Origin of the sequence: Sphingomonas faeni, assembly GCF_023195535.1 — a bacterium.
In the GTDB taxonomy this organism is placed as follows: Bacteria; Pseudomonadota; Alphaproteobacteria; order Sphingomonadales; family Sphingomonadaceae; genus Sphingomonas; species Sphingomonas faeni_B.
In genome coordinates, this window is sequence record NZ_JALPNF010000002.1 from 543756 (window position 1) to 560121 (window position 16366).

Annotated in this window: 15 protein-coding genes; 9 read left to right on the forward strand and 6 right to left on the reverse strand. The window is 64.6% G+C overall.

Translation table 11 applies throughout. The features are described 5' to 3' along the window. Positions 1–14: 14 nt before the first annotated feature. Both glyS and SPHN_RS06985 read right to left on the reverse strand, forming a co-directional pair. Positions 15–2477 carry a glycine--tRNA ligase subunit beta gene (gene glyS / locus SPHN_RS06980; protein ID WP_248522247.1) on the reverse strand — a complete coding sequence of 821 codons (2463 nt, stop codon included), beginning with the start codon at positions 2475–2477 and terminating at the stop codon, positions 15–17. 127 nt (positions 2478–2604) lie between these two features. Then, positions 2605–3444 (reverse strand): glycine--tRNA ligase subunit alpha, encoded by an 840-nt coding sequence (locus SPHN_RS06985; protein ID WP_248522418.1) that lies wholly within the window; start codon positions 3442–3444, stop codon positions 2605–2607. A gap of 202 nt (positions 3445–3646) precedes the next feature. On the opposite strand from SPHN_RS06985, the gene SPHN_RS06990 reads away from it, so the two are divergent. From SPHN_RS06990 to SPHN_RS07005, 4 genes are all read left to right on the forward strand, one after another. Further along, positions 3647–4513, forward strand: a complete 867-nt coding sequence (locus SPHN_RS06990) for a TraB/GumN family protein (RefSeq protein ID WP_248522420.1) — start codon at positions 3647–3649, stop codon at positions 4511–4513. A gap of 289 nt (positions 4514–4802) precedes the next feature. Beyond that, entirely contained in the window at positions 4803–5501 is a 699-nt protein-coding gene (locus tag SPHN_RS06995) for a 50S ribosomal protein L25/general stress protein Ctc (RefSeq protein ID WP_248522249.1), read from the forward strand. A gap of 192 nt (positions 5502–5693) precedes the next feature. Further along, a complete protein-coding gene (gene pth, locus SPHN_RS07000) occupies positions 5694–6263 on the forward strand; it encodes an aminoacyl-tRNA hydrolase (RefSeq protein ID WP_248522251.1) in 570 nt (189 codons plus the stop codon). Then, entirely contained in the window at positions 6260–6865 is a 606-nt protein-coding gene (locus tag SPHN_RS07005) for a TIGR02466 family protein (RefSeq protein WP_248522253.1), read from the forward strand. Before pth ends, SPHN_RS07005 begins: the two co-directional genes overlap by 4 nt. A gap of 290 nt (positions 6866–7155) precedes the next feature. Here the strand turns inward: SPHN_RS07005 and SPHN_RS07010 are convergent, their stop codons facing one another. Beyond that, positions 7156–8220 (reverse strand): NAD(P)-dependent alcohol dehydrogenase, encoded by a 1065-nt coding sequence (locus SPHN_RS07010; RefSeq protein ID WP_056065036.1) that lies wholly within the window; start codon positions 8218–8220, stop codon positions 7156–7158. A gap of 344 nt (positions 8221–8564) precedes the next feature. On the opposite strand from SPHN_RS07010, the gene ychF reads away from it, so the two are divergent. Beyond that, entirely contained in the window at positions 8565–9662 is a 1098-nt protein-coding gene (gene ychF, locus SPHN_RS07015) for a redox-regulated ATPase YchF (RefSeq protein ID WP_248522261.1), read from the forward strand. Positions 9663–9680: 18 nt separating this feature from the next. Here ychF and SPHN_RS07020 read toward each other — a convergent pair whose 3' ends face one another. Continuing rightward, positions 9681–10082, reverse strand: coding sequence for an excalibur calcium-binding domain-containing protein (locus tag SPHN_RS07020; RefSeq protein ID WP_248522263.1), 402 nt, complete (start codon positions 10080–10082; stop codon positions 9681–9683). A gap of 167 nt (positions 10083–10249) precedes the next feature. Here SPHN_RS07020 and SPHN_RS07025 point away from each other — a divergent pair, with 167 nt between their 5' ends. Further along, the gene (locus SPHN_RS07025; RefSeq protein ID WP_248522265.1) at positions 10250–10762 is read left to right on the forward strand and encodes a hypothetical protein; all 513 of its coding nucleotides are present in this window, start codon (positions 10250–10252) and stop codon (positions 10760–10762) included. 138 nt (positions 10763–10900) lie between these two features. Here the strand turns inward: SPHN_RS07025 and SPHN_RS07030 are convergent, their stop codons facing one another. Continuing rightward, on the reverse strand, positions 10901–11140 hold the full coding sequence (locus tag SPHN_RS07030) for a hypothetical protein (protein WP_248522267.1): 240 nt from the start codon (positions 11138–11140) through the stop codon (positions 10901–10903). 515 nt (positions 11141–11655) lie between these two features. Here SPHN_RS07030 and SPHN_RS07035 point away from each other — a divergent pair. The 3 genes from SPHN_RS07035 to SPHN_RS07045 all read left to right on the forward strand — a co-directional run bounded on the left by SPHN_RS07035 (position 11656) and on the right by SPHN_RS07045 (position 15323). Further along, a complete protein-coding gene (locus tag SPHN_RS07035; protein WP_248522269.1) occupies positions 11656–13314 on the forward strand; it encodes a hypothetical protein in 1659 nt (552 codons plus the stop codon). Positions 13315–13542: 228 nt separating this feature from the next. Beyond that, entirely contained in the window at positions 13543–14847 is a 1305-nt protein-coding gene (locus SPHN_RS07040; protein WP_432715061.1) for an ectonucleotide pyrophosphatase/phosphodiesterase, read from the forward strand. Positions 14848–14861: 14 nt separating this feature from the next. Further along, on the forward strand, positions 14862–15323 hold the full coding sequence (locus tag SPHN_RS07045) for a MaoC family dehydratase (protein ID WP_248522271.1): 462 nt from the start codon (positions 14862–14864) through the stop codon (positions 15321–15323). A 288-nt stretch (positions 15324–15611) separates the two neighbouring features. On the opposite strand, the gene SPHN_RS07050 is transcribed toward SPHN_RS07045, so the two are convergent. Further along, entirely contained in the window at positions 15612–16247 is a 636-nt protein-coding gene (locus SPHN_RS07050) for a hypothetical protein (protein ID WP_248522273.1), read from the reverse strand. Positions 16248–16366 lie beyond the last annotated feature (119 nt).

Genomic DNA, 16366 nt, shown 5'->3' on the forward strand with positions numbered 1-16366 from the left:
GAAAACGGGGCGGATCAGCCCTCGATCTTCGAGAAGTCCGCGACATTGTGCACTGCGGCGCGAACACGCTCAAGTAGCGCGAGACGGGCGGAGCGCTTGGCGGGATCGGGATCGTTGACGATAACGCTATCAAAGAACGCGTCGATCGGCGCGCGGAGGCTTGCAAGAGCCGCCATCGCGGCGGCGAAATCCTCGCGTTCGAGCGCGGCGGTGGCGCGGGGTTCGGCGGAGTCTAGCGCGGTCATCAGCGCGGTCTCTGCGGGTTCGGGGGTGTAGGACGGCGTTTGTTGCGCGGGCCCTCCGACCACAACGTCATCCCCCGCCCCATCCGTCAACCCAGTAGCCGCGTCCGTCACCCCAGCGAACGCTGGGGTCTCCTGCGGCTCCTGTCCCTCGCTCCCCGCGGATACCCCAGCATTCGCTGGGGTGACGGGCTTTGGTTGGGCGCCGCCTTCCTTCTTCAAGATATTGGCGGCGCGCTTGTAGCCGGCGAGCAGGTTCGCGCCGTCCTCGGTGTTCACGAACGCCTGGAGCGCGTGGACGCGCGCGAGCAGGCGGACGAGATCGTCCTCGCCCCCGAGCGCGAACACCGCGTCGATCAGGTCGTGCCGGACGCCGGCTTCGCGTTGCTGGACTTTGAGGCGGTCGGCGAAGAAGTCGAGGAGACGTGGAAGGCCAACGAAGAACCGCTCGGTTGCTTCATCTACTGGGGCCTGTGTAAATTGAGCAACATAAGTTTCGATATCAAAGTCTCGTGGCGAAAGGTTCGTACGCTTCAAACCTTCGAAATCTCGCTTAATTATTACATCCGCATTTTCTACCATCGACTTATACAAAAAGCCGCCAGCTTGCTGCGCATAGGTTTTTATGATCGGCAACCTTATCGAGTTTCTCTCGAGTAAAGTGATGCATCCCAACGCCGCTCTTCGGAGAGCAAATGGATCTTTTGATCCTGTTGGGATCATATCCTGCGAAAAGAATCCGACAAGCGTATCGAGCTTGTCAGACAAGCTTACCGCGACCGTTACCGGGTCGGTGGGGACGTCGTCGCCTTGGCCGACCGGCTTGTAGTGGTCGCGGATGGCGGCGGCGACGGCCGGGTGCTCGCCCTGCGCGGCGGCGTAGTAGCCGCCCATCAGGCCTTGCAGCTCGGGGAACTCGCCGACCATGCCGGTGACGAGGTCTGCCTTTGCGAGGCGGGCTGCGCGGTCTGCTTGGGCGGCGAGTTCCGCCCGAGCCTCAGCCGTCACCCCAGCGAAAGCTGGGGTCTCATGGGGCAAGTGCCCCTCGCTCCCCGCGGATACCCCAGCTTTCGCTGGGGTGACGGAATTTGTGACGGTGGTCGAAGCAGAAGGAAGGACGATGCCTTCTTCTACCAACCACCGCGCGAGCTTCGCGACGCGGTCGACCTTGTCGGCTACCGTGCCGAGCTTTTCGTGGAAGACGATCTTTTCGAGCTTCGGACGAAGGTCGTCGAGCTTGGTGTTGAGGTCGGTGTCGTAGAAGAACTTAGCGTCCGACAACCGCGCGGCGAGGACCTTGCGGTTGCCCTCGACGATGCTCGCGCCGCCGTCTTTCGCGTCAATGTTAGCGGTACAGACGAACGCGTTGGCGAGCTTTCCGTCGGCCCCACGGCAGACGAAATATTTCTGGTTCACGCGCGCCGTCAGCTGGATCACCTCGGGGGGCACGTCGAGAAACGCGGGGTCGAACTGGCCGAGCAGGGGAATCGGCCATTCCGTCAGCCCGGCATTCTCGGCGACGAGACCCTCGTCCTCGATCAGTTCAAGCCCGGCCTGCGCGGCGGCTTCGCGGGCGTGGTCGCGGATCAGCGTGGCGCGTTCGTCGTGGTCGACGATGACGTGGCAGGCGCGGAGTTTCTCGACATAGTCGTGCGCGCCGCCGATCGTGATCTGGTACGGGTGGTGGAAGCGGTGGCCGAGCGTGGCAGCGCCGCTGGCAATCCCGGCGATCTCGAACGGCACGATCTCTTCGCCGAGCAGCGCGACGATGCCTTGCAGCGGGCGGACCCAGCGGAGCGATTCGGTGCTGGCGGAGGCGTCGCCCCAGCGCATCGACTTCGGCCACGGGAACGCGCGGACGATCGCGGGGATGGCGTCTGCGAGCACGGCGGCGGTGGCGCGGCCGGGCTTTTCGGTGACCGCGAAGAGCGTGCCGTTGCGGTCTACGAGTTGCTCGCGGATTAGGCCGGTCTTGCGGAGGAAGCCTTCGAGCGCTTGTGGTGGCGCGGAGGTCTTGGGGCCCTTGGTTTCCTCGGAGACGGCGGCGGTCTCGAGCGGCAGGTCGCGCGCGATCAGCGTCAGGCGGCGCGGGGTCGCGTAGGTGACGATCGCGCTGGTGGCGATGCCGGCCTTGGCGAGCTCGGCGGTGAACAGCCTGGCGAGGTCTTCACGCGCCTTGGACTGCATCCGGGCGGGAATTTCTTCGGAGCGGAGCTCCAGGAGGAAGTCGGTCATGCGGGCTCACCGGTCGGAGCAAAAACACTCTGCGTTCTCTGCGTCTCTGCGCGAAAATCTGTTCGCGCGGAGGCGCAGAGGACGCGGAGAAAAGGAGAGATACAGCCTGCGGCGCTGCGGGGGCGCATCATGCTGCCCATCCGTGTTTGTCCATCCAGGCTGCGCAGGCGCCCTTCGCGAGGTCTCGGACGCGGCCCATGTAGGTCTGGCGTTCGGCGACCGAGATCACCCCGCGTGCTTGCAGTAGGTTGAAGATGTGGCTGGCTTTGATCGCCTGCTCATAGGCGGGGATCGGCAGCTTGTGGTTCAGGCTGTTCTCGCATTCGGCGACGTGCTTGCGGAACTGGTCGAACAGCGAGTCCGTGTCGGCGATCTCGAAGTTCCACTTCGACATTTCCTGCTCGTTCTCCAGGAACACGTCGCCGTACGTTACCCCGGCGTCGTTGAACGCGAGGTCGTAGACGCTGTCCTTGTCCTGGATGTACATCGCGAGGCGCTCGAGCCCGTAGGTGAGTTCGCCGGCGACGGGCTTCATGTCGAAGCCGCCCATCTGCTGGAAATAGGTGAACTGCGTCACCTCCATGCCGTCGCACCAGACCTCCCAGCCGAGACCCCAGGCGCCGAGCGTCGGGCTCTCCCAGTCGTCCTCGACGAAGCGGATGTCGTGGCGCAGCATGTCGATGCCGATCGCCGCGAGGCTGCCGAGATAGAGTTCCTGGAGGTTGGCGGGGCTCGGCTTCAGGATGACTTGATACTGGTAGTAATGCTGGAGCCGGTTGGGGTTCTCGCCGTAGCGCCCGTCGGTCGGGCGGCGGCAGGGCTGGACGAACGCGGCGTTCCACGGTTTCGGCCCGAGCGCGCGGAGCGTCGTGGCGGTGTGGAAGGTGCCCGCGCCCATTTCCATGTCGTAGGGCTGCAGGATCAGGCATCCGTGCTCGCTCCAATAGTCGTGGAGCGTGAGGATCATGCGCTGGAAGCTGAGAGGCTTTTTCACGGGCTGGGTCACGGGCTGGGTCACGGGCTGGGCTTTGGCGGATGGGGGTGCGGGAGGCAAGTGGTGCGTTGCGCTCTGCGCTCCTACATGGGGGCGAACTCACGGTAAGGATGCCCTCCCCTTGAAGCTGTTTTCGAAGATCGCGTCGTTCCGATCCGCCTTGTCTGCGCTGGCGATGGCGTTCGCTTTGCCCGCCTGTGCGCAGGTCGCGCCGAAGCCCGTCCAAGCCGCCAACGACGCCGATCCGGCGTTGTGGGTGGTGAAGGACAAGGACACGACGATCTACCTGTTCGGGACGATCCATGTGTTGAAGCCCGGCATGACGTGGTTCGACGAGGCGGTGAAGACCGCATTCGATCGCTCGCAACAGGTGGTGCTGGAGCTGGTGATGCCGGATCCGGCGAAGATGCAGTCGCTGGTGATGGCGACGGGCGTGTCGAAGGACGGTCCGACGCTGACCGAGCAGCTGCCCGCGGACAAGCGTGCGGCGTATGCGAAGGCGGTGACCGATCTGGGGTTGCCGGCGAATGCGTTCGACCGGTTCAAGCCTTGGCTGGCGGCGACGAACCTGTCGATCGCGCCGCTGTCGAAGCTTGGGTACGAGTCGGCGAACGGGCCCGAGCATGTGATCACCGAGGCGGCGAAGGCTGCGGGGAAGCCGGTGATCGGGCTGGAGACGGCGGAGCAGCAGCTCGGGTATTTCGGTGGGTTGTCGCAAACCGCGCAGTTGCAGTTTCTCGGGAGCACGATCGACGAGTTGCCGAAGCTGGAAAGCACGATGGCGACGATGGTCGACGAGTGGGCGAGAGGCGATCCCGAGGCTTTGGCCAAGGAGATGAACGACAGTTTGAAGGACTCGCCCGAGGTGGCGAAGGTGTTGCTGGTGGACCGCAATGCGCGCTGGGCGGAGTGGGTGAAGACTCGACTCGGGACTCCGGGGACTGTGTTCGTTGCGGTTGGGGCTGGGCACCTCGCAGGGAAGGACAGCGTTCAGGCGCAATTGGCTAAGCTTGGGGTGAAGGCCGAGCGGGTACAGTATTGAGTCGCTGCCGGGTTTAATCTGCCGGGTTTAAACGCGACGCCCCGCCCATCCATTCCGTCACCCCAGCGAAAGCTGGGGTCTCGTGCGTCGAGGGCGCGCTCGGTTACGCGGAGACCCCAGCTTTCGCTGGGGTGACGGGGTTTAGTCAGGGGGAACTTGCTCAGGGCGCATCCCCAAGGCGCAGAATTGCTTTTGCCCCCCACTTCCGCTATGCGCCCGCGCTTCCGGTCCATGGTCATCCCTGGAGGCGTGGGCGGGAAGGACAACAAACGAGTTTCGGAGAATATAGATGAGCGACCAGTTGACGCTCGCAGCCGAGACGCGTGACCGGGTTGGCAAGGGAGCCTCCCGGGCGCTGCGTCGTGATGGCCGCGTGCCTGCCGTGATCTACGGCCTGAACAAGGAGCCGATGTCGGTTCACCTCGAGGAAAAGGCGCTGATGAAGGCGCTGATGACCGGCCACTTCATGAATTCCGTCGTGATGGTCAACGGCATCCGCACGCTGCCGAAGGACGTCTCGTTCCACCCGGTTTCGGATCGTCCGATCCATGTCGATTTCCTGCGCATCGGTGCGCACTCGACCGTGACGGTCGCCGTGCCGGTCGTGTTCACCGATGAAGACGACGCGCCGGGCATCAAGAAGGGCAAGGGCGTCCTCAACATCACGCGCCACGAGATCGAGCTGGTCGTCGACGCGTCGGACATCCCGAGCGAGATCACGATTTCGCTCGCTGGCAAGGAAATCGGTGACTCGATCCACATCAGCGACGTGAATCTGCCCAAGGGTGCTGTGCCCGCGATCGACGACCGCGACTTCGCGATCGCCACGATCGTGCCGCCGACCGTGCCGACCGTCGAGGACGAGATCCTCGAGGCTGAGGTTGCCGAAGCACAGGCTGCCGAAGCTGCCGCCGAGGAAGAGACCCCGGTCGAGCCGAACGACGACGACAACCACGACGACAAGATCACGCCGCAAAAGAAGGACTGAGGGTTCAGCCCTTCGTCTTAGGATGATCTGGCGGGCGGGAAAGCAGGGCTTTCCCGCCCGTTTTCGTACTACCGTCATGCCGGGCTTGTTCCGGCATCCACCGTTCCGCACATTCGACAGGATTGAGCGTGCGGAACGCTGGGCCCCGGCCTCCGCCGGGGTGACGGAAATGTTTTGTGACTGGGAATTGAAATGCAGATCTGGGCGGGACTCGGCAATCCGGGGGCGCAATATGCGATGCACCGGCACAATGTCGGGTTCATGGTCGCCGACGCGATCGCCGAGGTGCACGGCTTCGGCGCGGTGAAGAAACAGTTCCAGGGCTGGACGCAGGAGGGGCGGATCGGTTCGACCAGGATCCTGCTGCTGAAGCCCGCGACCTTCATGAACGAGAGCGGCCGGTCGATCGGCGAGGCGCTGCGCTTTTACAAGCTCGGCGTCGAGGCGCTGACGGTGTTTCACGACGAGCTCGATATCGCGCCGTTCCGCGTGAAGGTGAAGACCGGCGGCGGGACCGCGGGGCATAACGGACTGCGCTCGACCGACCAGCATCTGGGGCCGGATTTCCGGCGGGTGCGGCTGGGGATCGGGCATCCGGGGCACAAGGATCGCGTCACCGGCTATGTGCTCGGGAATTATTCTAAGGCCGAGATCGAGCCGTTGAGCGACATGCTCGGCGCGGTCGCGGCAGAGGCCAAGTGGCTGGCGGAGGGCGACGACGTCCGCTTCATGAACGATGTCGCGTTGAGGATGCAGCCATGACCACCCGCTCTCTGTTTGCCACGCGGTTCTACGAGGCCGATCTCGGCGACGACGATCTGGTCGAGGAACTGGAGGATGCCGCGGTCGAACTGGCGAAGGCCGATCGCGCAGGCGTCGCGTGGTCGAAGGCGCATGGGTATCGCGGGTATACGTCGTATGCGTCGCTGAATGACCTGCCGTTGCGCGATCCGCGGTTCGGGGATCTGGTGCGGCTGCTGAACAAGCATGTCGCGCAGTTCGCGAAGGATTGTGCGTTCGATCTTGGCGGGCGGAAGTTGAAGCTCGACAGCCTTTGGGTGAACGTCCTGAAGCCGGGTGGCGCGCATTCGGGGCATATCCATCCGCATAGCGTCGTGTCTGGGACGATGTACGTGGCTATTCCCGAGGGGGCTGGGGCGCTGAAGCTGGAGGATCCGCGATTGCCGATGATGATGGCGGCGCCGACGCGGCTTGAGGATGCGCCGGAGGATCTGCGGACGTTCGTTTATGCCGAGCCTAAGCCGGGGAGTGTGTTCTTGTGGGAGAGCTGGTTGCGGCATGAGGTCGTGCCGAATGCCGCCAAGGGCGAGCGGATCAGTATTAGTTTTAACTATCGGTGGTGATTGGGGCGGCTGAGACAGCTCGGCATGCGAAGTACCACCCCGGCGCAGGCCGGGGCCCAATTGGGGAACGTCGCTAACGAAGGACCGCCCTTCCTCACAACCGCCTTCCCAATTGGGCCCCGGCCTTCGCCGGGGTGGTGGTATTGCACCTTCTTACCCCCTCCCCTTCAGGGGAGGGTTGGGGTGGGGCTTGGCCGCGGATGCACGCGCTTGGGGCACTGCCCCACCCCGACCCTCCCCTGAAGGGGAGGGAGCAGGAGGGACGACGCGCGTGATGCCCCCCTGCCCGATTACGCCGTCTTCATCGTCGCCATGTCGATGACGAAGCGGTACTTCACGTCGCTCTTCACCATGCGCTGATACGAAGGTTCGATCTCGTCCATGCGGATCATCTCGATGTCCGATACCAGGCCATGCTCGTTACAGAAATCGAGCATCTCCTGCGTCTCGGCGATGCCGCCGATCAGCGAGCCGGCAATCGCGCGGCGCTTGAAGATCAGGTTGCCGACCGAGGGCGACGGATGCGCGTGCTCGGGCACGCCGACCAGCGTCATCGTGCCGTCGCGCTTGAGCAACGCGGTGAACGTGTCGAGGTTGTGGCTCGCCGCAACCGTGTTCAGGATGAAGTCGAAGCTGTTGGCGTGCTCGGCCATCGCGGCTTCGTCCTTCGAGACGATCAGGTCCTTCGCGCCGAGACGCTTGGCGTCGTCGCGCTTGTTCGGCGAGGTCGAGAAGACATAGACCTCGGCACCCATCGCGTTGGCGATCTTGACGCCCATGTGGCCGAGACCACCGAGGCCGACGATGCCGACTTTCTGGCCGGGGCCGACCTTCCAGTGCTTGAGCGGCGAATAGGTGGTTATGCCGGCGCACAGCAGCGGCGCGACCGCGGCGAGGTCGGCTTCGGGATGCGAAACCTTCAGCACGAAGCCTTCGTCGACGACGATCTTGTCCGAATAGCCGCCGAAGGTGTGGCCGCCGAGCACGGGATCGGGGCCGTTATAGGTGCCGACGAAGCCGGTGGTCTCGCAATATTGCTCCTCGCCATCCTTGCACGACGGGCACTCGCCGCAGCTGTCGACCATGCAGCCGACACCGACGACGTCGCCGACCTTGAACTTGGTGACGTCGCTGCCGACCGCGGTGACGTGGCCGACGATCTCGTGGCCGGGGACGCAGGGGTAGAGCGTGCCTTCCCATTCGCCCTTGGCGGTGTGGAGGTCGGAATGGCAGACGCCGCAGAACGCGATGTCGATCGCGACGTCGGTCTTGCCGGGTTCGCGACGCTCGAACGAGAAGGGGGCGAGCGGGGTTTCGGGGGATTGCGCGGCGTAGCCGTGGGCGGTCGTGGTCATGAAGTTCCTGGGGCTTTTTGGAGAGACGGCTATCATAACCCTCGAACTACTACTTCTCTACCGAGCGGTATGATAATTTTGCTGCACTGCGGCAATCGAGTGGGTCGATCAGGCCCAGTTCTTGCTGATCCTCCCCCGCCAGGGGGAGGTGGCAGGCGCTTGCCTGACGGAGGGGGAGGCAGGCGCAACGTTGGTTGCGTGTTCCTCCCCCTCCGTCGCTTCGCGCCACCTCCCCCTTGCGGGGGAGGATCAGAGGAAAGGCGTCCTCCGCTGGCCTTCCGGACCGCCCTGCCCTAAAGCGCCCGCACATTCTTATACCCCCAATCTCAAACTAAAGGCATATCATGGGTTTTCGCTGCGGCATCGTGGGGCTGCCGAACGTCGGCAAGTCCACTCTCTTCAACGCGCTGACCGAGACGGCCGCGGCGCAGGCGGCGAACTATCCGTTCTGCACGATCGAGCCGAACGTCGGTAACGTCGGCGTGCCCGACAAGCGGCTCGATGCGCTGGCGAAGATCGCCGGATCGCAGAAGATCATCGAGACGCAGTTGGGTTTCGTCGACATCGCCGGGCTGGTGCGCGGCGCGTCGAAGGGCGAAGGGCTCGGCAACCAGTTCCTCGGCAACATCCGCGAGGTCGACGCGATCGTCCACGTGCTGCGCTGCTTCGAGAATGGCGACGTGACGCATGTCGATAACAAGGTCGATCCGATCGCCGACGCCGAGACGGTCGACACCGAGCTGATGCTGAGCGACCTCGAAAGCCTCGAAAAGCGCGTCCCGAACCTCGCCAAGAAGGGCATGCAGGGCGACAAGGAAGCCAAAATCGGCGCCGCGGTGCTCGGCCAGGCGCTCGAACTGCTGCGCGAAGGCAAGCCCGCGCGGTTGACCGTGCCGAAGGACGAGGACGAGGCGCGCGTGTTCGCGCAGGCGCAGCTGCTGACGGCCAAGCCGGTGCTGTACGTGTGCAACGTCGACGAGGGCGATGCCGCGAACGGCAATGCGCTGTCGGCGCGGGTGTTCGAGAAGGCGAAGGCCGAGGGCGCGGAAGCGGTGGTGGTGTCGGCGGCGATCGAAGCGGAAATCGCGACGATGCCGGCGGAGGATCGCGGCGAGTTTCTCGGCGAGCTAGGGCTGGAGGAGACCGGCCTCGCCCGCGTCATCACTGCGGGGTACAAGCTGCTGCATCTGCTGACGTTCTTCACGGTCGGGCCGAAGGAAGCGCGTGCCTGGACCGTCCACGAGGGCGCGACCGCACCGCAGGCGGCGGGCGAGATCCACGGCGATTTCGAAAAGGGCTTCATCCGCGCCGAGACGATCGCGTTCGACGACTTCATCGCGCTGGGTGGGGAATCGAAGGCGCGCGAGTCCGGCAAGCTGCGCGCGGAAGGCAAGGCGTACGTCGTTCAGGACGGCGACGTGATGCACTTCCTGCATAGCTGAGGATTTGGCGGCGGCGGGTCAGCGATAGTTTTCGCAGGCTATCCCGTCGCCGTCGCCGTCCATGCCGGAACGATAGCCCGGCTGGCCGCGGTGAAGCGGCGCTACCCCCGCCGCCCGCACTTCGCGGCACCCGCTGTAGAAGATCGCGCTTTCCGATCCGGCGCTGGCTGACTGGCGCGCCGGGGTCGATGATCGATATGCCGGTCGAACGACGTTGTAGGGCTCGGCGTCAACGACTGGCTGGGCAGGCGCGACGACATGACGCTTCAATGTCGGCGGCGCAACGACCGCCGGATCGGGCACGGCTGTGGTATCGACGATAGCCGGGGATGCAGTCGGCTGCGGCTCGGTGACTTTCCAGACACCGGCAAACATCAATGTCGAGGCGATCGCCGTGACCGCGATAAAGGAGCGCTCCATAGTGCTACCATACGGGCACAGTGGTTGACGAAGACTTATCGGTGGGTTGCTCGCTTAGCAGCCGGGAAGAAAAAGTCCCCGCTCCGACACCTAAGGCATAACCTATGCGCTAATCCGGATCATCGCTACGCCCGTACCGGCGAGCAGCGAAATTTGAGGAGCGTGAGATGCGTCATACTTTGTCGGCGGCGATTGGAGTTGCCATCTTGAGTTCTGCCTCAGGCTCCGCGAGCCCGGTGCAAGGTGTGGTTTCAGGCATCTATGAACTGGACAACGCGCGGAGTGACAACGCTTTTAAGGTGATCGACAGCGCTACCGCCAACATTCCCGACGACAAGCGCCCTCGCATTCGGATGAGGCTCCGCAAGTCCATTGCGGTAAATAGAATTAGAATTTCCACCGCACGACGTCGAGTCGGGATCGCGTATGATGCCAAAACGCCTATCGTAGTTTGGTTAGGCGAAGAGCCGATCAAGTGGAAGCTCATCCCAGAACTTGTTTTCGATGTATCGGTGAAATCGGATGGCGGAACCATCGCTCTAACATTCCGTGGCGAATACGGCGAGCGGACGTCAAAGTATCATAGTGTCGGCCAGGACTTGGTGGAGAATACCACCATCATCAATCCGTTGTTCTCTACGCCGATCGTCTATAATCAGGTGTATAAAAATGTTAACTGACAGGATCTACGAGAAACCTTCTGGTGAGGGGCGGTTGAGCGGTCTTCGTCCCGTAGATGCGGATGCCGGTCAAGATAATCTGTCTAGCACCTGCTTTCCGGCGCGCGACGACCATGAACGAACGGCAGCAACCGGGCGTTAGCCCTCGGTCTTGGTGTGATCAGGCAATGCCAGCGGGCGTCTTGGGGCCTTGCGACCTGCGGCGGCGACTATGACCGCGCTGGACAGGAGGATGCCGGATACGAGCGCGCCGACCGATAGCAGGCCGGCGGTCGTTACCGAGGCGTCGAAGGTCGTGCGCTTGCCGATCCGGATCGAGACTTTGGCGGCGGGGGTGCTTCGGGTTTCGGTGCGTTCGGGGTGCGTTGGGGTCTTCATGGGCGGAGGCTGAACCTTTCTCGGCTTTCGGGCAAGGCTGCGGGCTGGCGCTACGCGGGCTTTGGCGAGGTCGGGGGAGACTGCGAGGTTGTGGCGGATCGTGCGAGGGGTTAAACCGGGTCATGCTCGCGCGCCTGATCCTGGCTTTGCTCCTTGCTGCGTTTGCGTTTCCTGCGGTGGCGCCGGCGGCGTGTCATGATGCGCCTGCTTCGCGGGGGTCTGCCGTCGTGATGGATATGGCGGCGATGGGCGGGACGCAGGAGGCTATGCCAGACCACGAGGCGCCCGACCGGAAGGCGACCCCGCTGCATGGGTGTATCGGGTGCGTGCCGCCTTCGAACTGGAATGGCGCCCGGGTGCCCGGCGTCGCGTTGCGGGAGCCGGCTATGGTGACCGAGCGGGCGGCGGTGTTGGATCTTGGGGCTGGCGTCGCGCCGGCTTTGCGGCCTCCGCGAGAGGCTTGATCGTCGGGTGCCGATGCACCCCGATTTTCAGGCTTTTCCAAGGATATACTAATGACTCGATATAGGTTTCTCGCGGCTGGTGCCGTGAGGGCGATGCTGCTTGCGGGTGGTGTCGTGGGGGCGGTGCTGCCGGTTGCTGCGGTGGCGCAACATGCCATGTCCATGCCGGGCATGACGATGCCGGATGCGGCTCCCAAGAAGACGGTGAAGAAGGCGAAGTCCCGGCCGGTGGCTAAGGCCCCGGCGGCTCGTGCGTCGCAGTCTGGCGGTGCTGTCGATCACTCGACGATGGACCATTCGGCGATGGGGCACCCTGCTCCGGTCACGCCTTCGACTTCGGTCGCACCGTCTGCGACGCCGGACGCCATGCCGGGGACGGATCATGCGCAGATGGATCATTCTGCGATGCCCGGGATGGCGATGGATCATGGTGCCATGGATCACAGTACGATGGACCAAGGGGCGATGGGCCACGCGATGATCGTGGACCCCGCCTATCGCGCGGCGTCCGATGCGGCGGTGGCGAAGATGCCGACGGGGTCGGCGATGGCCGGGATGGCGATGGGGACGTCGGCCGGCTTCTACAGCCAGGGCAGCGGGACGTCGCGACTGCCGGCGGCCGAGGGGCCGATGCGTGGGTATATGACGCAGGCGGGCGAGTGGATGCTGATGGCGCATGGCTATGCGTGGGGCGTCGCGACGGACCAGGGGGGGCCGCGCGGGAAGAGCGAGGCGTTCGTGCAGTCGATGGCGATGCTGATGGCGGACCGCGATCTGGGCGACCGCTGGCATATCCAGCTGCGGGCGATGAACAGCCTGGAGCCGTTGATGGGCGCGCGGGGCTACACCAATCTGTTCGCGACGGGTGAGCTGGCGAACGACCGACCGCTGGTCGATCGGCAGCATCCGCACGACCTGTTCATGGAGCTGGCCGCCAAGATCGATTACCGGCTGGGGAACGGCAACACGCTGTTCCTGTACGGTGGGCCGGTCGGCGAGCCGGCGCTGGGGCCTAGCGCGTTCATGCACCGGGGGTCGGCGCGGTATCAGCCGATGTCGCCGATCACGCATCACTGGTTCGATTCGACGCACATCACCTACGGCGTGGTGACGGCGGGCTATGCGACACCGAAGTTCCAGCTGGAGGCGTCGGCGTTCAAGGGACGCGAGCCGGACGAGCATCGCTGGGGGATCGAGACGCCGCGACTCGATTCGTGGAGCGTGCGCGGGACGTGGACGCCGTCGCCGTTCTGGGCGGTGCAGGTGAGCCATGGGCGGCTGAAGGAGCCCGAGGCGCAGCATCCGGGCGAGGACGAGAACCGCACCACCGCGAGCGTGCAATATGCGCGGGGCGGGCTGGCTACGACGTTTGCGTATAGTCTCAAGGACCGGGTGCCGGGGGAGAAGCTGAGCGCGTTCCTGGCGGAGGCCAATTACGAGCTGACGCCGCGGCATGCGGTGTTCGGCAGGCTCGAGAACGTGGCGAACGACGAGCTTTTTCCCGACCACGACGATCCGTTGCATGATCGGAAGTTTCGCGTGACGAAGGCTGAGGTCGGGTATGCGTACCGCTTGCCGATCGTCGGGCCGTTGGGGTTGGCGATCGGGGGGACTGTCGCGGCGTATGCCAAGCCGGCGGCGTTGGAGGCGGCTTATGGGAAGACGCCGGTGAGTTGGACTTTGTTCAGCAAGCTGGCGGTGGGGTTGTAGGGCGGTAGCCAAATAATCTCCCCTCCCCGGCGGAGGCCGGGGTCCAGTTGGGTAGGTCGGAATAACGACGCGCAACGCGTATCGGCGATGTCCCCCAACTGGGCCCCGGCCTCCGCCGGGGTGGTGCTCGCCGCTGGGCGGTCATATCCACGACGCGAACGGGTTTCCCTCGCCGGGCGTGCCGAGTAGGGATCGCGCGACGTCGGCACCTGCTCGGGACGAACGGTTATGATGAAGACGACTGTGCTCGCATTGCTGGGGCTGGCACTCGCCGGGTGTGCGTATCCGTATACGCCCCCTGCCCTTGCGCCGATTACTGCGCCGGCTCCTGCATCGACCGCGGCGGCTGCGATGCCGGGCGAGGCTCGGGCGCCGGTTACGATTCTCGTGTCGATCGATGGGTTTAGGCCGGATTATCTCGACCGCGGCGTCAGTCCGAACCTCAACCGGCTGCGCGCGGGCGGGGTGTTCGCGAGCATGCGGCCGTCGTTTCCCAGCGTCACCTTTCCCAATCACTGGACGCTGGTGACGGGGCTGCGGCCCGATCGCAGCGGGATCGTGGGGAACAAGATGGAGGATCCGGCGCGGCCGGGCGAGACGTTCACGATGGCGACCGACGATCCGTTCTGGTGGAGCGAGAGTTCGCCGATTTGGGTCGATGCGGAAAAGGCGGGGATCCGGACCGCGACGATGTTCTGGCCGGGCGCGAACGTCGCGGTCGGGGGGACCGCCAAGCCGAACAGCCATGGTGCGATCGAGGGCGGCACGCGGCCGGAGGACTGGCAGCAGTTCAACCAGCAGGTATCGGGCACGCAGCGGGTGAACGCGGTGCTCGACTGGATGCGGCGTCCTGCGGCGATCCGGCCCAAGCTGGTGACGCTGTATTTCGATACGGTCGACAGCGCGGGTCATGCGGGCGGGCCGGACAGCGCGGGCGTTACCCAGGCGGTGGCGGATGTCGACGCCAGCATCGGCGCGCTGGTCGACGGGCTCGCCGCGCTGGGGCAGCCGGCGAACCTGGTGATCGTCGCGGATCACGGCATGGCGGCGACGAGCAGCACGCGCGTCGTCGCGCTCGATACGATCGCGGACAAGGCGGACTATCGCACCGTCGAGATGGGGCCGTACGCGACCCTGTTCGCGGTGCCGGGGCATGAGGCGGCGCTGGAGGCGCGGTTGCTGAAGCCGCACGATCACCTGCAATGCTGGCGGAAAAGCGAGATCCCGGCGCGATTCCATTATGGGCGCAATCCGCGGGTGCCGAGCTATCTGTGTCTCGCCGATGTCGGCTGGCGGGTGGATGCGAGTGCGCCGACCCGGGCTTCGGCCGGTGGGATGCACGGCTACGACAACATGGCGCCGGAGATGCGCGCGCTGTTCATCGCCAACGGACCGGCGTTCGTTCGTGGCAAGACGATCCCGAGCTTCGACAACGTCGCGATCGAGCCGTTGCTGCGCGACATGATCGGGTTGCCGGCCGAGGCGGGGCTGGACGGAACCGCGGCGCCCTTCCAGAAGGTGATGCAACGATAAGAGGAGAGGTTCGCGTGCAGTATTTCGAGGATATCGAGGTCGGTCGGACCGCGTCATTCGGCTCCTATGCCGTCACCCGCGAGGAGGTGACCGCGTTCGCCGCGAAATATGATCCGCAGCCGTTTCATTTGTCCGACGAGGCTGCGGCGCAGACGCATTTCGGGCGGTTGTCGGCGAGCGGCTGGCATACGTGCGCGATGACGATGGCGATGCTGGTGGCGCATCTGAAGGAGAACCGGCAGGCGGGGCTCGGGTCGCCGGGTATCGACGAGCTGAAGTGGATCAAGCCGGTGTATCCGGGGGATACTCTGCGCTGCGAGAGCGAGGTGCTGGAAAAGCGCGTGTCGGCAAGCCGGCCCGAGATGGGAATCTTCAAGAGCCGTATGCGGGTGTTCAATCAAGACGACGTGCTGGTGATGACGTTCGTGTCGAACGGACTGGTCGCGACGCGCCCGACGGAAGCGTCGGCCGGCTGACTGGTGGGCGTTAGCCCGACCACTCTCTGGCTCTCATGCAGTAGTGATTCACGCGAAGGCGCGAAGGCGCAAAGCTAGACAGAAGGTTTGTTCACGCGGAGGCGCGGAGGCGCGGAGAAGATTTGGGGTGACCGAGCTGCTTGGTGAGCTTTGGTGCCTTTTGAGAGGAGGTCGCCCTCCTCTCGCTATTCTACAGCTCTCCGCGGCTCCGCGTCTACGCGTCTCCGCGTGAAACCTAACTCCTTCTCTTCGCGCCCTCGCGCCTTCGCGTGAACCAATCTTCGCTAGTTACTTGGGCGTGCGAACGCCGCCGGGATTGCCGCCACGAAATCCGCGGTTGCCGCCACCGAAGCCACGCCCCTGGCCACCGCGGTTCTGGCGGTATTCGCGCCGATCCTGACGCGCCTCCCCGCGATACTGCTGGCGCGCTTCGCGACGTTCGCCGCGGAACTGGTCCGGCGTGATCTGGCCGTTGCGGAGCTGACCGCGATCCTGGCGGCGGTCCTGGCGGAAATCGCGGTTGGCTTCGCGACGATCCTGGCGATATTCGCGCGCCGCGGGATTGTTGCCGCGGGCGAAATTGCCCCAGTTGCCGTTGCCGCGGTAGTTGCCCCGACGACCCTGCCAATAGCGCTGTTGCGCGCCGTTCCAGCGATACGGGCGACGGTTGCGATCGTAGACGTAGACGCCCGAACCGGGGTAATAATAATTGCCGTTCCAGCCGTAATAGGAATTCAGACCGCCATAGCCCGCGAACCCATCATAGCCTGCACCGTAATAGCCGCCGCCATACCCGCCACCGTAATAGGGGTCGCTCGCATAGCCGAGGCCGGCGCCGCCATAGCCGTAACCGTCTGTGCAGCCTGCGACGCCCAATCCGAGGCCCAGGGCTAGGCCGATAATGCCGAAGCGTTTCATAAACATGGAAAATCTCCCGTACGCGGAGGGCGGACACAACGCGCCGCCATTCGTCGCACAACGGAGACACTATGTCGCAAGTTCCATGAACGGGGTCTGACGGGATTTCGTACCGGGGGCGGGAA

What these genes read in the sequence shown, in the direction of transcription:
- SPHN_RS06990 (WP_248522420.1), top strand. Translation starts at nt 3,647, where the DNA reads ATGGCGTTCGCTTTGCCCGCCTGTGCGCAGGTCGCGCCGAAGCCCGTC.
- SPHN_RS07050 (WP_248522273.1), bottom strand. Translation starts at nt 16,247, where the DNA reads ATGTTTATGAAACGCTTCGGCATTATCGGCCTAGCCCTGGGCCTCGGA.
- SPHN_RS07010 (WP_056065036.1), bottom strand. Translation starts at nt 8,220, where the DNA reads ATGACCACGACCGCCCACGGCTACGCCGCGCAATCCCCCGAAACCCCG.
- SPHN_RS07005 (WP_248522253.1), top strand. Translation starts at nt 6,260, where the DNA reads ATGACCACCCGCTCTCTGTTTGCCACGCGGTTCTACGAGGCCGATCTC.
- SPHN_RS07040 (WP_432715061.1), top strand. Translation starts at nt 13,543, where the DNA reads ATGATGAAGACGACTGTGCTCGCATTGCTGGGGCTGGCACTCGCCGGG.
- SPHN_RS06995 (WP_248522249.1), top strand. Translation starts at nt 4,803, where the DNA reads ATGAGCGACCAGTTGACGCTCGCAGCCGAGACGCGTGACCGGGTTGGC.
- SPHN_RS07035 (WP_248522269.1), top strand. Translation starts at nt 11,656, where the DNA reads ATGACTCGATATAGGTTTCTCGCGGCTGGTGCCGTGAGGGCGATGCTG.
- ychF (WP_248522261.1), top strand. Translation starts at nt 8,565, where the DNA reads ATGGGTTTTCGCTGCGGCATCGTGGGGCTGCCGAACGTCGGCAAGTCC.
- pth (WP_248522251.1), top strand. Translation starts at nt 5,694, where the DNA reads ATGCAGATCTGGGCGGGACTCGGCAATCCGGGGGCGCAATATGCGATG.
- SPHN_RS07030 (WP_248522267.1), bottom strand. Translation starts at nt 11,140, where the DNA reads ATGAAGACCCCAACGCACCCCGAACGCACCGAAACCCGAAGCACCCCC.
- SPHN_RS07020 (WP_248522263.1), bottom strand. Translation starts at nt 10,082, where the DNA reads ATGGAGCGCTCCTTTATCGCGGTCACGGCGATCGCCTCGACATTGATG.
- glyS (WP_248522247.1), bottom strand. Translation starts at nt 2,477, where the DNA reads ATGACCGACTTCCTCCTGGAGCTCCGCTCCGAAGAAATTCCCGCCCGG.
- SPHN_RS07025 (WP_248522265.1), top strand. Translation starts at nt 10,250, where the DNA reads ATGCGTCATACTTTGTCGGCGGCGATTGGAGTTGCCATCTTGAGTTCT.
- SPHN_RS06985 (WP_248522418.1), bottom strand. Translation starts at nt 3,444, where the DNA reads ATGATCCTCACGCTCCACGACTATTGGAGCGAGCACGGATGCCTGATC.